This window comes from Streptomyces sp. NPDC045026 (assembly GCF_056432625.1).
Window position 1 is genome coordinate 117,655 of record NZ_JBWKIS010000008.1, and the last position, 13,406, is coordinate 131,060.

The 13,406-nt window shown below is 71.5% G+C and carries 12 protein-coding genes; 8 read left to right on the plus strand and 4 right to left on the minus strand.

Annotated elements, in window-relative coordinates:
- The first annotated feature begins 88 nt into the window (after positions 1–88).
- Positions 89–694, plus strand: coding sequence for a nucleotidyltransferase family protein (locus AC07EJ_RS19490; RefSeq protein WP_478884596.1), 606 nt, complete (start codon positions 89–91; stop codon positions 692–694).
- A gap of 218 nt (positions 695–912) precedes the next feature.
- A complete protein-coding gene (gene aceB, locus AC07EJ_RS19495; RefSeq protein WP_389481983.1) occupies positions 913–2,550 on the plus strand; it encodes a malate synthase A in 1,638 nt (545 codons plus the stop codon).
- An 85-nt stretch (positions 2,551–2,635) separates the two neighbouring features.
- On the opposite strand, the gene AC07EJ_RS19500 is transcribed toward aceB, so the two are convergent.
- The 3 genes from AC07EJ_RS19500 to AC07EJ_RS19510 all read right to left on the minus strand — a co-directional run bounded on the left by AC07EJ_RS19500 (position 2,636) and on the right by AC07EJ_RS19510 (position 6,292).
- Positions 2,636–3,547, minus strand: coding sequence for a HipA family kinase (locus tag AC07EJ_RS19500; RefSeq protein WP_389482266.1), 912 nt, complete (start codon positions 3,545–3,547; stop codon positions 2,636–2,638).
- A gap of 274 nt (positions 3,548–3,821) precedes the next feature.
- Positions 3,822–4,763: a TauD/TfdA dioxygenase family protein gene (locus AC07EJ_RS19505; protein ID WP_478884597.1), complete on the minus strand. Its 942-nt coding sequence runs from the start codon at positions 4,761–4,763 to the stop codon at positions 3,822–3,824.
- The gene (locus AC07EJ_RS19510; RefSeq protein WP_478884598.1) at positions 4,760–6,292 is read right to left on the minus strand and encodes an MFS transporter; all 1,533 of its coding nucleotides are present in this window, start codon (positions 6,290–6,292) and stop codon (positions 4,760–4,762) included. The genes AC07EJ_RS19505 and AC07EJ_RS19510 overlap by 4 nt, the downstream gene beginning before the upstream one ends.
- A 248-nt stretch (positions 6,293–6,540) precedes the next feature.
- On the opposite strand from AC07EJ_RS19510, the gene AC07EJ_RS19515 reads away from it, so the two are divergent.
- From AC07EJ_RS19515 to AC07EJ_RS19535, 5 genes are all read left to right on the plus strand, one after another.
- Positions 6,541–7,209: a CerR family C-terminal domain-containing protein gene (locus AC07EJ_RS19515; protein WP_389481990.1), complete on the plus strand. Its 669-nt coding sequence runs from the start codon at positions 6,541–6,543 to the stop codon at positions 7,207–7,209.
- 251 nt (positions 7,210–7,460) lie between these two features.
- Entirely contained in the window at positions 7,461–7,721 is a 261-nt protein-coding gene (locus tag AC07EJ_RS19520; RefSeq protein ID WP_478884599.1) for a hypothetical protein, read from the plus strand.
- 233 nt (positions 7,722–7,954) lie between these two features.
- Positions 7,955–9,205 (plus strand): FAD-dependent monooxygenase, encoded by a 1,251-nt coding sequence (locus AC07EJ_RS19525; RefSeq protein ID WP_478884600.1) that lies wholly within the window; start codon positions 7,955–7,957, stop codon positions 9,203–9,205.
- 45 nt (positions 9,206–9,250) lie between these two features.
- Complete coding sequence (locus AC07EJ_RS19530) at positions 9,251–10,531, plus strand: VWA domain-containing protein (RefSeq protein WP_478884601.1); 1,281 nt, start codon at positions 9,251–9,253, stop codon at positions 10,529–10,531.
- Positions 10,531–11,382, plus strand: coding sequence for a hypothetical protein (locus tag AC07EJ_RS19535; protein WP_389481999.1), 852 nt, complete (start codon positions 10,531–10,533; stop codon positions 11,380–11,382). The genes AC07EJ_RS19530 and AC07EJ_RS19535 overlap by 1 nt, the downstream gene beginning before the upstream one ends.
- Positions 11,383–11,448: 66 nt before the next feature.
- Here AC07EJ_RS19535 and AC07EJ_RS19540 read toward each other — a convergent pair whose 3' ends face one another.
- Positions 11,449–12,087, minus strand: a complete 639-nt coding sequence (locus AC07EJ_RS19540; protein ID WP_478884602.1) for a winged helix-turn-helix transcriptional regulator — start codon at positions 12,085–12,087, stop codon at positions 11,449–11,451.
- A 94-nt stretch (positions 12,088–12,181) separates the two neighbouring features.
- On the opposite strand from AC07EJ_RS19540, the gene AC07EJ_RS19545 reads away from it, so the two are divergent.
- The gene (locus AC07EJ_RS19545) at positions 12,182–13,390 is read left to right on the plus strand and encodes a pyridoxal phosphate-dependent aminotransferase (RefSeq protein ID WP_478884603.1); all 1,209 of its coding nucleotides are present in this window, start codon (positions 12,182–12,184) and stop codon (positions 13,388–13,390) included.
- The last annotated feature ends 16 nt before the right edge of the window (positions 13,391–13,406 follow it).

The window sequence follows — 13,406 nt, forward strand, 5'->3', positions numbered from 1 at the left end:
GCGCCCGCCACCGTGCCGACCGAATTCCGGCCTCACGAGTGTCGCCGGCGGTCGGCGCGCGGGGCACCCGGTGAGGTATCCAGGCTTCATGACACACGCAACGGATGAGGCTCCGGTGGCGGGACTGCTGCTCGCGGCGGGCGGCGGGCGGCGGCTCGGCGGGCGCCCGAAGGCCCTCCTGACGCACCGCGGGCGCCCGCTGGTGGAGCACGCGGTGGCGGTGCTGCGGGCGGGAGGCTGCGAGCGCGTCCACGTCGTGCTGGGCGCGGCTGCCGACGACGTACGGGCGCGGGCGGACCTCGCGGGGTGCGTGCTCGTGGAGAACCCGGCGTGGGAGGAGGGCATGGGGTCGTCGCTGCGGGCGGGGCTCGCTTCGCTCGCCGGAACGGGGGCGTCGGCCGCGCTCGTACTCCTTGTGGACCAACCGGGGATCGGGGCTGCGGCGGTGGCCCGGGTGCGGGCCGCGTACCGGTCTCCCGGGTCGCTCGCGGCGGCCTCGTACGACGGGGAGCGCGGGCATCCGGTCCTGTTCGGGGCGGACCACTGGCCGGGAATCGTGGCGAGTGCGGCCGGGGACCGCGGGGCGCGCGCGTACCTGAAGGAGCACGCGTCGAAGCTCACGCTCGTGGAGTGTGGCGATGTGGCCGATGACTACGACATCGACACCGAGGCCGACCTGAAGCACCTTGAGTGAGAGAGGCATGAACGGGGCGTGAGGAGCCTGGCACTGAGCGCCACGTTATGTCGTCCCGAAGAATCTCGACATCAACAAACCATTGAACTTCCACAATGAGGAAACTAGTATCCACTGTTCAGAAGGGCCGGTCCCCCCGCGCGGGGTCCGTAGTCGTATCCCGGCGCCCCCGGCACTCAGTGCCGCCCGCGCCCGTTCGCTGAAGGAAGTGACAGCTCATGTCCGCACCAGCGCCGTCCCCGCTGGCCATCGTCGACGCAGAGCCCCTGCCCAGGCAGGAAGAGGTGCTCACGGACGCGGCCCTCGCCTTCGTGGCCGAGCTGCACCGGCTGTTCACGCCCCGGCGTGACGAGCTCCTCACCCGCCGCGCGGAGCGTCGCGCCGAGATCGCCCGCACCTCCACGCTCGACTTCCTCCCGGAGACCGCTCACATCCGCGAGGACACCACCTGGCGCGTCGCGCCCGCCCCGGCCGCGCTGAACGACCGCCGCGTCGAGATCACCGGTCCCACCGACCGCAAGATGACCATCAACGCCCTCAACTCGGGCGCCAAGGTCTGGCTCGCGGACTTCGAGGACGCCTCGGCCCCCACCTGGGAGAACGTCGTCCTGGGCCAGGTCAACCTGATGGACGCCTACACGCGGAACATCGACTTCACGGACGAGCGCACCGGCAAGTCGTACGCCCTCAAGGGCAACGACGAGCTCGCGACCGTCGTGATGCGCCCGCGCGGCTGGCACCTCGAGGAGCGTCACCTGAAGGACGAGGCCGGCCGCCCCGTCCCCGGCGCGCTCGTCGACTTCGGCCTGTACTTCTTCCACAACGCCAAGCGCCTGATCGAGCTCGGCAAGGGCCCGTACTTCTACCTCCCGAAGACGGAGTCGCACCTGGAGGCCCGCCTCTGGAACGAGATCTTCGTCTTCGCGCAGGACTACGTCGGGATCCCCCAGGGCACCGTCCGCGCGACCGTCCTGATCGAGACCATCACGGCCGCGTACGAGATGGACGAGATCCTCTACGAGCTCCGTGACCACGCCGCCGGGCTGAACGCGGGCCGCTGGGACTACCTGTTCTCCATCGTGAAGAACTTCCGTGACGGCGGCGCCAAGTTCGTCCTGCCGGACCGCAACCTGGTCACGATGACGGCCCCGTTCATGCGCGCGTACACCGAACTCCTCGTCCGCACCTGCCACAAGCGGGGCGCGCACGCGATCGGCGGCATGGCGGCGTTCATCCCGTCGCGGCGTGACGCCGAGGTCAACAAGGTCGCGTTCGAGAAGGTCAAGAACGACAAGGACCGCGAGGCCGGCGACGGCTTCGACGGCTCGTGGGTCGCCCACCCCGACCTGGTCCCGATCGCGATGGCGTCCTTCGACGCGGTCCTCGGCGACAAGCCGAACCAGAAGGAGCGCCTGCGCGAGGACGTGTCCGTCGCGCCCGGCGACCTGATCGCGATCGACTCCCTCGACGCCAGGCCCACCTACGACGGCCTGGTCAACGCCGTCCAGGTCGGCATCCGCTACATCGAGGCGTGGCTGCGCGGCCTCGGCGCCGTCGCCATCTTCAACCTCATGGAGGACGCGGCCACCGCCGAGATCTCCCGCTCGCAGATCTGGCAGTGGATCAACGCCGGTGTCGTCTTCGAGGGCGGCGAGCACTCGGGCACGACGGCCACGGCCGAGCTGGCCCGCGAGGTCGCGGCCCAGGAGCTCGCGAACATCAAGGCCGAGATCGGCGAGGAGGCCTTCGCGGCCGGTAAGTGGCAGCAGGCCCACGACCTGCTCCTCCAGGTCTCCCTGGACGCGGACTACGCCGACTTCCTGACGCTGCCCGCGTACGAGCAGCTCGCCGGCTGAGTCCAGCCCCGCACCACCCCGCACCACCCGAGCCCTCGGCACCGCACAGCGCCGGGGGTTCGGTCGTGTCCGGGCCCGGCCCCTGCTATCCCAGGTGGACGGACCAGTCCTGTTCGGCGGCCGGCTTGCCGTGCAGGTCGGGGACGCGCTTGAGCCAGTCGGGGCGGCCCTTCTCCGTGTCGGCGGCGCGGCGCGCGTCGGCGGCCGCCAGCTGGTCGCGCGAGGGGAAGTCCGTGGGCAGCCACGCGGCGGACGTACGGGCGCGGGCCGCGAGGTAGGAGACGTACGCCTCACGGACCTCGTCCGGCGTGGTGAAGCCCGGCTCGTCGGTCAGCCACGCGTCGGGGACGAGGGCGGTGACCTCGCGGAGCATCTCCTCGGTGACGAGAGGGGCCAGCTCCGCGTCGGCGGCCGCCGTGTCGGGCCCGTAGGCGCCGAGGGCGTGATGGCGGAAGTCGTACGCCTTGTCGGGCGCGGACGCGTCCCAGCGGTGATGGAAGACCAGGGCGGCGCCGTGATCGATCAGCCACAGCTTCGGCTCCTGGATGCCGAAGGTGGGCCAGACCATCAGGTTCGAGCTGTGGATCGTGCGGTCCACGTTGACCGTGAGGGCGTCGAGCCACACGATCTTCCCGGCCTCCAGCGGGTCCACCGTGAAGACGGCGGCGACCTCAGGCGTGAAGTCCTTCGCGCCCGGCAGGAAGTCCATCCCGAGATTGAGCCCGTCGCTCGCGCGCAGCAGGTCCTGGACCTCCTGGTGCGGCTCGTGGGCGGCCACCTCGGGGTCGAAGTGGGCGAGGACCAGCTCGGGAAAGCGCAGGCCGAGGCGGCGCGCCAGCTCACCGACGACGATCTCCGCGACGAGGGCCTTGCGCCCCTGCGCGGAGCCGGTGAACTTCACGACATAGGTCCCCAGGTCATCGGCCTCGACGACCCCGGGCACGGATCCGCCCGCCCGTAGGGGTTCGATGTAGCGGGTTGCAACGACCTGCCTCAGTGTCTTCAAGGTCTCGCTCCCCAGGTTCCTTCGCTCTTGCGGCCAGGTCGGATTCTCGGATTCGATGCAGTCTGGGGAATCCTCCAGCCTCTGGCATGAAATGAGCATAGTAACCAAGCGTCACAGCCGGAGATGAGTGCTGGGCCATCGATGGCGCAGCAAGCCGGGCAGAGCCGTCGATGCGTGCCCGCTGAGGTGTGTGGCCCGCAGCGGAGTGAGACCATCCCTTGCCCCATGCCTCACCCGCACCCCCTCCCGGCATGGTCGCGATGCGTCACGCGGGGCGGTCGCCCACCAGCGTGACGCGCTCCATGACCCGGCGGTCGGGGAAGTAGTCGCTCACCGCGTAGTGCTGGGTGGCCCGGTTGTCCCAGACGGCCACCGTGCCCGGTTCCCAGTGCAGACGCACTTGGTATTCGGGGTGGTCGGCCTGGCAGGTGAGGAAGTCGAGGAGTTCCCGGCTCTCCTCCGGGGAGAGTCCCACGATCCGGGAGGTGAAGACCCGGTTGACGTAGAGGAGTTGGCGTCCCGTCTCCGGGTGTGTGCGCACCACCGGGTGCTCGACCGGCCGCAGCCTGGCCCGTGCGGCGCCGACATCGCCGGGGGCCTGCGGGATCTCGTGGACGGCACGCAGGTCCGCGATCCGCCGCCGTACCTTGTCGGGCAGCCCGTCGTAGGCAGCGGCCATGTCGGCCCACAGAGTGTCGCCGCCGACCGCGGGCACCTCCACCGCACGCAGCACGGAGCCCAGGGGCGGCTGCGGCGAAAAGGTCAGGTCGCTGTGCCAGATGTTCTCGGTGCCGGGGTTCTGTGCGTCGTGCGCGAGTTGTACGACATGGGGGTCGCCCGCGTCGGGCAGGAACGGGTGGTCGCGTTCCGGTGCGCCGAAGGCTCCGGCGAACTCCCGCTGCTGACCGACCGTCATCTCTTGTCCGCGGAAGAACAGCACCTTCCACTCCAGCAGCGCCTGCCGCAGTTCGGCGCGCGTCGCCGCATCCAGGGGTGCGGCCGCGTCGAGGCCGTCCACGTGCGCGCCGATCACCCGGGTCTGCGGGGTGAGACGGATGCGGCCGTATGTGTGCGGGGTGCTGTCGGCTCCACCCGGGCTGAACTCCCGTGGGGTCAGGGGAAGTTTGACGGTGTGGACGGGGAAACCGTCGGCATCAGGCGCAGTGGAGCTGGAAGCGGAGGTAGAGGCGGAGGGCGTGTGGGTCATGAGGGGGTCTCCTTCTTGGTGAGCGGTTTCGTGGTGGACGAGGGGGCGTGTGCGGTGGGAGAGCCGAGGTCTCGGCGGCGCGCGGGCGCGCCGGTGCCGCCGGTCGCCGGAGTTCGGCCGTGGCGCATCAGTGCGGCCGTGGTGAACGCGAGTGCGGCGCAGGCCGCGCAGGCCAGGTAGGCGAGGCCGTATGCGGCGGGAGAGGCGGGCCGGGAGGTGTCGCGCAGCCCGCCGAGCAGCGCGACTCCCGCTCCGGCACCGAGCTGGCTGCAGGCCGCGAGCAGGGCCGTGCCGGTGGCGGCCCGGGCGAGCGGTACGGCCTCGGTGACGAGGTTCGACAGCGCGGGATACTGCAGGCCGATGCCGAGGCCGAACACCGCGACGAACACGCCGAGTTGGGACCGGCCGTGCGGCAGCACCGCAAGGCCGAGGGCTGCCGTGGTGAGCAGGGCGGAAGCGAGCAACGCGGTATGGCGCGGGCTGTGCCGCCGGGCGACGATGCCGCCGAGCGGACCGCCGACGAGCGTGGCCACGCCGAGGGGAAAGGTCCACAGCGCGGCGGCCAGCGCCCCGATGCGCTGCTCGTCCTGGACCATCTGCGGCAGCAGGAACCCCACGGCGGCGACCACCGCCGACCCGAGGACGGCGAGAGGCAGCGTGGAGCGCATGCCCGGCGAGGTCAGCAGCCCCAGGTCCACGGCAGGCTCGACACCGGCCCGAGCCAGGCGCCGTTCCCGGCGCACGAAGACCAGACCGAGAAGGATCGCGGCGACGAGCGACGCAGGCACCTCGGGAGTGGCCCAGCCGGCGGCGGAGCTCCGTCCGACCCCGATCAGCGCGGCGCCGAGCGCGGTGCCCAGCAACAGCGCACCCGGCACGTCCAGACGCTGCCGGGCGCGGGAAGCGGAGCGGCCGCTCTCTGACGCGGGCAGCGGCCGCTCACCAGGCAGGACAAGGGCGGCGCACGGCAGCATCACCAGGACGAGCGCCAGCAGGAACCAGAAGACACCGCGGAACCCGTACGCATCCGTGAGATGACCGCCGAGGAAGGGAGCCGCGACCCCGCTCACTCCGATGCCGGTCGCGGCGACACCCAGGACCAGCGGTACCTGCGACGGCGGGAAGACCTTGCGCACCAGGGCGTACGACAAGGAGAGCAGCCCGCCGACCGAGCCCTGCAGGATCCGGCCCGCCACCAGCATCGGAAGCCCGTTGGCGAGCGCGCACAACAGGGACCCGGCGGCGAACGCCCCACTGCACGCCAGCATCACGCGCTTGATGCCGAGACGGTCGGCGAGCCTCCCGGTCAACGGGATGGTCATGGCTGCGGAGAGGCTGACCGCGGCCACCACGATGTCGGCGGCCGCCGCCCCGAACTCGTCGGACAGCGACGGCACCGCCGGATAGACCAGGCTGATCTCCAGCGGGGCGGTCTCGGTCAGCAGGACCAGGACCACGAGGACCGCGACGCGGCGGAGCGCGGAAGGGGGTGACGCGGAACCGAGGGAGGCGATGGCGGGCGGTGGCACAGGCGTCGTCCCTTCTGGCGGGAAGCGTCTTCGGCGAGGGACGGAGGGGTGAACCCGATGAATGACGGGACGGTGGTGGCACAAGTGCCGTCGCAGACAGGCGGGTTGGGCTCTGCTACTTGGCGCGGCGCTGCCTGCGAACGGAGTTAACCCGACTGGGTTAAATATGTCCATGGGCGCGGCACGACAGGATTGCCGCACGCCCCCTGTCCTCCGGCCGCGTCGGACGGCGCGCTAGATTCCCGCGCATGAACACCCGCACGCACACCACCCGACAGCTGCTGCTCGACGTGGCGGAACGCCTGTACGCGGAGCGCGGCGTGAACGGGGTGTCCCTGCGCGAGATCGGCGCGGCGGCCGGGCAGCGCAACACCGGGGCCGTCCGGTACCACTTCGGCTCGAAATCGGACTTGCTGGAGGCCGTCATCGCGCGGCGCATGGTGCCGGCCAACGAGGCGCGCGCGGCGTATCTCGCCGAAGCCGACGCCGAAGCCGAAGGCGAGGGCGAGGGTGAGGGCGGTGAGGGGGCGGCCCTTGAGGCCCGCAGGCTCGTCGAGGCCCTGGTCCTGCCTCTGGTGGCGCAGCTGGGCGAGCCGGGGCGGCCCAGCTGGTATCTCCGTTTCCTGGCGCAGGCGTTCAGTGACCGCGAAGTGGGGCAGCTCATCACCGATCTGCGGTACGGGGAGGGCCGCACCGGCCTGTGGACCGAGGTGCAGCGGCGCGTGATCGCCGGACTCGGCTGGCTCCCGCCACAGCGGCGTCACGAACGGTGGATGTTCCTGGCCAGCTTTGTCACGCACGCGCTGGCGGACCGCGAGAGCCTGATCGCGACCGCCTCCGCGAGCCCGCTGACGCCCCCTGAAGACTTCGTGGCACATCTCGTCGACGTGGGCGAGGCGATCATCACCAGGCCTTGAATCGTGATCCCCGGAGTGAGCTGTCGGGGCGCGCCCTACCTGTCACGATCCCCGGCATCGAGCAGGCTCCACAGCACCGGAGTGGGGGCGATGCGTGGCCCCAGGCCGTCAGTACTGAGCCGGCGGCGCACACGGTCCACAGTCTCCCGCGGAGGTACGGCGGGGGCATGCCCCGGCGTACGGTCGCCGGGCTTGGCTGTGGCGTCCATGCCGACCTTCGTCACGGTGCCGCCCCGCTGCATCGGCAGGGTATGCCGGAGAGCGGATTCGACCGCCCGTTCTTCATGGGCCACGGGCTGCTCGACATCGACGTACCCCTCCCCCTCACCGCCCCGTACGTCAAGGCCCTGCGCCGCACCAACCAGCCGGTCACCTTCAAGACGTACCCGACCGACCACAGCGGCACCATGAAGGCCTCGCTCCCGGACACCCTGACCTTCGTCCGCGGGCTGTTCTCATCCGCGGCTTTGTCGGGCCGGACCGACAGCGGAGCCACGCCGTCGGCGACCTGACCGTCACCACTCACCACTGACCACTCACCACTGACCACTCACCACTCACCACTCACCACTCACCACTCACCACTCACCCGCATCATGGGCAGGACCGAGGGGTGGCCGGGATCGCACCGTTGGGGCTCGGGGTCCGCGCAGCGCGGGGCGACTGCCGGTAGCGTCGTCCCGGCTGCGGAGATCTCCCTTGCGCGATCTCCCTTGCGCGGGACCGATGATGAGGGACGGGACGCATGGTGGACGGTGGCCGGGTCGCGGTCGTGGGCGGGAGCATCGCAGGCTGCGCCGCGGCTCTCGCGGCCCGTCGCGGGGGCGCGGACGAGATCATCGTGTACGAGCGGGCCGCGGGCTCCCTCGCGGAACGCGGCGTCGGGCTCGCGGTGCACGACGCGCGCTACGCCGAGCTGGAGTCGGCCGGATACATGGGCGCGGGCATGCCGTGGGTGAGCCTGGTGCGCCGCCGCTGGTACGTGAGGGCCGGGTCCGCCGGGGACACGGTGCTCGGCCGCGAGATCGCCGCCATGCCGTTCCCGTTCCGTACGTACAACTGGGGGCCGCTCTGGCGCGACCTGCGCCGGGCGGTGCCCGCGGACGTCGAGTTCCGAACGGGTGCGGCGGTGACGCGGGTCGAGGCGACGACGGGCGGGGCCCGTGTGCACTGCGCGGCGGGCGGCACCGAGGAGTTCGGCCTCGTCATCGGCGCGGACGGCTACCGCTCTGCGGTCAGAGCCTGCGCGTTCCCCGACGTACAGCCGCGGTACGCGGGATATCTGGCGTGGCGGGGCGCGTTTCCCGCCGAGCGGCTCGCCGAGCCCGGCCTGTGGGCGGAGGAGGACTGCGCGTACGTCGTGTTCCCCGGCGGGCACCTCATCGTCTACCGGATCCCGGACGGCGGCCCGGCCGGCGGCCGGCGCGTGAACTGGGTTCTCTACACGGCTCCCCCGCCGGGCGTCGACGCGGCGCTGCGCGTCGACCTCCCGACGAGCCTGCCACCGGGCACCCTCACCGACGCGCTGCACTCCCATCTCGCCTACGTGGCCGATGAGTTGTTGCCGCCCTACTGGGGTGACCTGGTCCGCCTCACCGCCCCGGACGAGCTCGCCCTCCAGCCCATGTACGACTTCACGGCCCCGCGGTACGCGACGGGCCGGCTCCTGCTCACCGGGGACGCGGCGACGGTCGCGCGCCCGCACACCGGGGCGGGCGCGGTGAAGGCCCTCCAGGACGGCGCCGCCCTCGAATCCGCGTTCCGCTCCGCGCCGGGCTTCGACGAGGCGCTCGCCGCGTACGACGACGCCCGCACGGAGGCCGGTGGCGCGCTGGTCGGACTGGGGCGGAGCCTGGGCCGTGCGCTCGTGCAGGAGACCCCCGACTGGCGGGAGTTGGACCAGGCCGGCCTTGAGGCCTGGTGGAAACAGGCGGACGGAACCGGGGTGTTCGGCGGTAAACAGCTGGATTCCGGCACGGGCCTCGATCCCCGCTGACCACTCGTTTTGTTGTGCGCGTACGTTGATCCATAAGATCCGGCGATGATCATAAGAAAACGGCTGGCGGCGGGAACCTGTGTCCTGTTCGCCGCCCTGACCATGGGGCTGGCGCCCGTCGGCGCCTCCGCGGCGGACAACCCTGACGGACAGCCCACGGCCGCCCCGAAGGTCGAGCTCGTGCTCGACGTGAGCGGTTCCATGCGGGCGCGCGACATCGACGGCGGGAGCCGGATGGCCGCCGCGAAGCAGGCGTTCAACGAGGTGCTCGACGCGACGCCGAAGGAGGTCGAGCTCGGCATCCGCACACTGGGCGCCAACTACCGCGGCGAGGACCGGAAGGTGGGCTGCAAGGACACCGCGCAGCTCTACCCGGTCGGGCCGCTCGACCGCACCGAGGCGAAGACCGCCGTCGCCACCCTCTCGCCGACCGGCTGGACGCCGATCGGCCCCGCGCTCCTGAAGGCGGCCGACGACCTGAACGGCGGCGACGGATCGCGCCGCATCGTCCTCATCAGCGACGGCGAGGACACCTGCCAGCCGCTCGACCCCTGCGAGGTCGCCCGCGACATCGCCGCGAAGGGCATCAACCTCACCATCGACACGCTCGGCCTGGTCCCGGACGCCAAGACGCGTGACCAGCTGAGCTGCATCGCCGAGGCCACCGGCGGCACATACACCTCCGTGCGGCACACCGATGAACTCACCGACCGCGTCGGCCAGTTGGTCGACCGCGCCGCCGACCCCGTGGTCAACCCCGTGGCCGTCGAGGGCACGAAGGAGTGCACCGGCGCGCCGGAGATCAAGCCGGGTCTGTACGCGGACCGCGAGACGTTCGGCGAGCACCGCTTCTACCGTGTGGCCGTCGCCCCCGGGCAGGAGCTGCGCGCCTCGGTGAGCGTGGCCGCGGACCGCGCGGTCAACAAGGACTACGGCGTGCTGCTGCGCGCGGTCACCGAGCACGGCCGTGAGATCGTCCGGGGCTCGGAGGCGGGTGACGGGCGCACGGACGTGATCTCGACGGGCCTGCACTACCCGAAGCCCGAACAGAACGATGACGAGGCGGACGAGGCGGCGGCCGAGACCGTCTGCCTCCAGGTGTCGAACTCCTACTCGGCCCCCGCGTCGGTCAAGACGACGCCGGGCCTCCCGGTCGAGCTGACCGTGGACGTCGTGGACGCGCCCAGCGCGGCGTCCGACGTGGCCGCGTTCGGCCTCGGCCGCGGCTGGTGGCTGCTCGGCGCCCTGGTGCTCACCGGCTTCGCGGCGGGTGTGCTGTGGGGCTGGATCTCGCGCTGGCGGGTCGCGGTCTGGAGGACCAACTGATGCGTACGACCAAGCTTTTGGCGACGGCGGGACTCCTCGGTGCGAGCGCGCTGACCGCACTGCTCGGGGCGGGTACGGCGTTCGCCGGCTCGGGCGACTCCGGCGACTCCGGTGACGGCAAGGCGCCCACCGAGGCGGGCACGTCGTTCCGCACCGCACAGGAGGTCGAGCAGGGCCGGCGGGCCACCGCGGGCGCCTCCACGGGTGACTACCTGTACTGGTCGTTCCCGGCGGACGCCGGCCAGCGGCCCACGGTCAAGGCGACGGTGAAGCTGCCGGACTCGGCCACGCGGCCCTCGGGCGCGACGTGGCGGATCGACGTGTACGACGGGCTGAGGCGCCGTCAGTCCTGCATGTACGGGACGCAGTCGAGAGCGACGGCGCCGGACGCGACGTCGGTCGACCTGTCCTGCACACTGCGTACGGTGCGGGCCTGGTCGGAACAGTGGGCGAACGACCCGCTGCCCGGCACGTACTACGTCCGGCTCACGGCGGCCACGCTGACCCCCTCCGACCAGGGACTTCCCGTCTCGGCCGAGGTCGAGGTGACCTCGAAGGAGGTCGGCGGCTCCGCGGCGGTGGACGGCTCGCTCGCGGCCCCGCTCGTGCCGGGCTCGACAACGGAGGAGGCCGCTGCCGCCGCGGACGACGCCTCCGACGAGGAGAACGGCTCGTCGGCGAGCCAGGCGCTCGCGACGGGTGAGCCCGAGGACGGCTGGTCCGCCGACTGGTGGTCGGACCGCTGGGCCTGGACCGCTGCGGGCGGCATCCTGGCCGCGCTCGCCGGTATCGGCGGCTACGCCCTGACGCGCGGCACGGGCCGCCCGTCCCGGGTACCGCCGGGCATGTGACACCCCCACCTATGGCGCCCGGCACACTTCAAGTGCCGGGCGCCATAGGTGAATTGGCACACCCCTTCACACCTCCCGCAGCGCCTTCGCCAGGGCACCGTCGCCGGACACGGCGACACGGCCCGCGCGCGCCGCCTCCTCCAGCGTCAGCTCGCCCCGCACCACGGCGACACAGGTCTCCGTACCGAGGACGAGCCGTGCGTCGGGCTCACCGGCCACGGCCCCCTCGCCGTAAACAGGCCCGCCCGCGCCCGAGCCGCCGACCCGCACATGGAACTCCCCCTCGTCCAGGCGCACTTCCACCACGCCCTCGCCGCCGAGCCGCTCCAGATGACTCAGGAGCGGCAGCGCGAACCAGTGCGCACGCACCGCGTCCGTGGGCCTGCGCTCCTCAAGATCGGGCGCGCCCCACTCCCCCAGCGCCTGGAGCACCGGCAGCAACTGCCGTCCGCGCAGGGTCAGTTCATACACGTACGCCGAGACGGGCGCGGGCAGCCTGCGGCGCTCGGCGACGCCTTCGCGCTCGATGTCCTTCAGCCGCGAGGCGAGCACGTCCGTGCTGACGCCGGGCAGGTCCGCGTGCAGATCGGTGTAGCGGCGCGGCCCCGCGAGGAGCTCACGGACGATCAGGAGCATCCAGCGGTCCCCGACGACATCGAGGGCGCGGGCGGCGGCGCAGTGCTGGTCGTAGCTTCGGCGTGGCATGGCTCGCAGTCTATGCAACTTGTTGGACTTTCCAAGCAGTCACTTGGTAAAACCAAGTCACACACGTCACGGGCAGGTCGCGGGAGGGCACCACATGGAGTTCCGGCAGTCGAGCAAGCTCAGCGAGGTCTGCTACGAGATCCGCGGCCCGGTGATCGAGCACGCCAACGCCTTGGAGGAGGCGGGCCACAGCGTCCTGCGCCTCAACACCGGCAACCCCGCGCTCTTCGGATTCGAGGCGCCCGAGGAGATCGTCCAGGACATGATCCGGATGCTCCCCCAGGCTCATGGCTACACCGACTCGCGGGGCGTCCTGTCCGCCCGCCGGGCCGTCGCCCAGCGCTACCAGGCGCTCGGTCTCGACGTCGGCGTCGACGACGTGTTCCTCGGCAACGGCGTGTCCGAGCTGGTCTCCATGGCCGTACAGGCACTCCTGGAGGACGGCGACGAAGTCCTCATCCCCGCCCCGGACTTCCCGCTGTGGACGGCCGTCACCACGCTCTGCGGCGGCAAGGCCGTGCACTACATCTGCGACGAGTCGGCCGACTGGTACCCCGACCTCGACGACATGGCCGCGAAGATCACCGACCGCACCAAGGCCGTCGTCATCATCAACCCCAACAACCCCACCGGCGCCGTCTACCCCAAGGAAATCATCGAGGGCATCCTCGACCTCGCCCGCCGGCACGGCCTGATGGTGCTCGCCGACGAGATCTACGACCAGATCCTGTACGACGACGCGGTCCACCACAGCGCCGCCGCCCTCGCCCCCGACCTGGTCGTCCTCACCTTCTGCGGCCTCTCCAAGACCTACCGCGTCGCGGGCTTCCGCTCCGGCTGGCTGGTCGTCACCGGACCGCAGCAGCACGCCCGCAACTACCTGGAGGGCCTGACGATGCTCGCCTCCATGCGGCTGTGCGCCAACGCCCCCGCCCAGTACGCCATCCAGGCCGCGCTCGGCGGCCGCCAGTCCATCCGCGAACTGACCGCGCCGGGCGGCCGCCTCCTCGAACAGCGCGACAAGGCCTGGGAGAAGCTCAACGAGATCCCGGGCGTCTCCTGCGTGAAGCCGAAGGGCGCCCTGTACGCGTTCCCGCGCATCGACCCCAAGGTCCACCCCATCGTCGACGACGAAAAGTTCGTCCTCGACCTTCTGCTGCGCGAGAAGATCCAGGTCGTCCAGGGCACCGGCTTCAACTGGCCGCGCCCGGACCACTTCCGCATCCTCACCCTCCCCTACGCCGACGATCTCGACGCCGCAATCAGCCGGATCGGGCGCTTCCTGAGTGGGTACCGCCATTGACTCCTCCCCTCCCTGA

What these genes read in the sequence shown, in the direction of transcription:
- AC07EJ_RS19540 (WP_478884602.1), bottom strand. Translation starts at nt 12,087, where the DNA reads ATGCCACGCCGAAGCTACGACCAGCACTGCGCCGCCGCCCGCGCCCTC.
- AC07EJ_RS19530 (WP_478884601.1), top strand. Translation starts at nt 9,251, where the DNA reads ATGATCATAAGAAAACGGCTGGCGGCGGGAACCTGTGTCCTGTTCGCC.
- AC07EJ_RS19490 (WP_478884596.1), top strand. Translation starts at nt 89, where the DNA reads ATGACACACGCAACGGATGAGGCTCCGGTGGCGGGACTGCTGCTCGCG.
- AC07EJ_RS19525 (WP_478884600.1), top strand. Translation starts at nt 7,955, where the DNA reads ATGGTGGACGGTGGCCGGGTCGCGGTCGTGGGCGGGAGCATCGCAGGC.
- AC07EJ_RS19545 (WP_478884603.1), top strand. Translation starts at nt 12,182, where the DNA reads ATGGAGTTCCGGCAGTCGAGCAAGCTCAGCGAGGTCTGCTACGAGATC.
- AC07EJ_RS19505 (WP_478884597.1), bottom strand. Translation starts at nt 4,763, where the DNA reads ATGACCCACACGCCCTCCGCCTCTACCTCCGCTTCCAGCTCCACTGCG.
- aceB (WP_389481983.1), top strand. Translation starts at nt 913, where the DNA reads ATGTCCGCACCAGCGCCGTCCCCGCTGGCCATCGTCGACGCAGAGCCC.
- AC07EJ_RS19535 (WP_389481999.1), top strand. Translation starts at nt 10,531, where the DNA reads ATGCGTACGACCAAGCTTTTGGCGACGGCGGGACTCCTCGGTGCGAGC.
- AC07EJ_RS19520 (WP_478884599.1), top strand. Translation starts at nt 7,461, where the DNA reads ATGCCGGAGAGCGGATTCGACCGCCCGTTCTTCATGGGCCACGGGCTG.
- AC07EJ_RS19515 (WP_389481990.1), top strand. Translation starts at nt 6,541, where the DNA reads ATGAACACCCGCACGCACACCACCCGACAGCTGCTGCTCGACGTGGCG.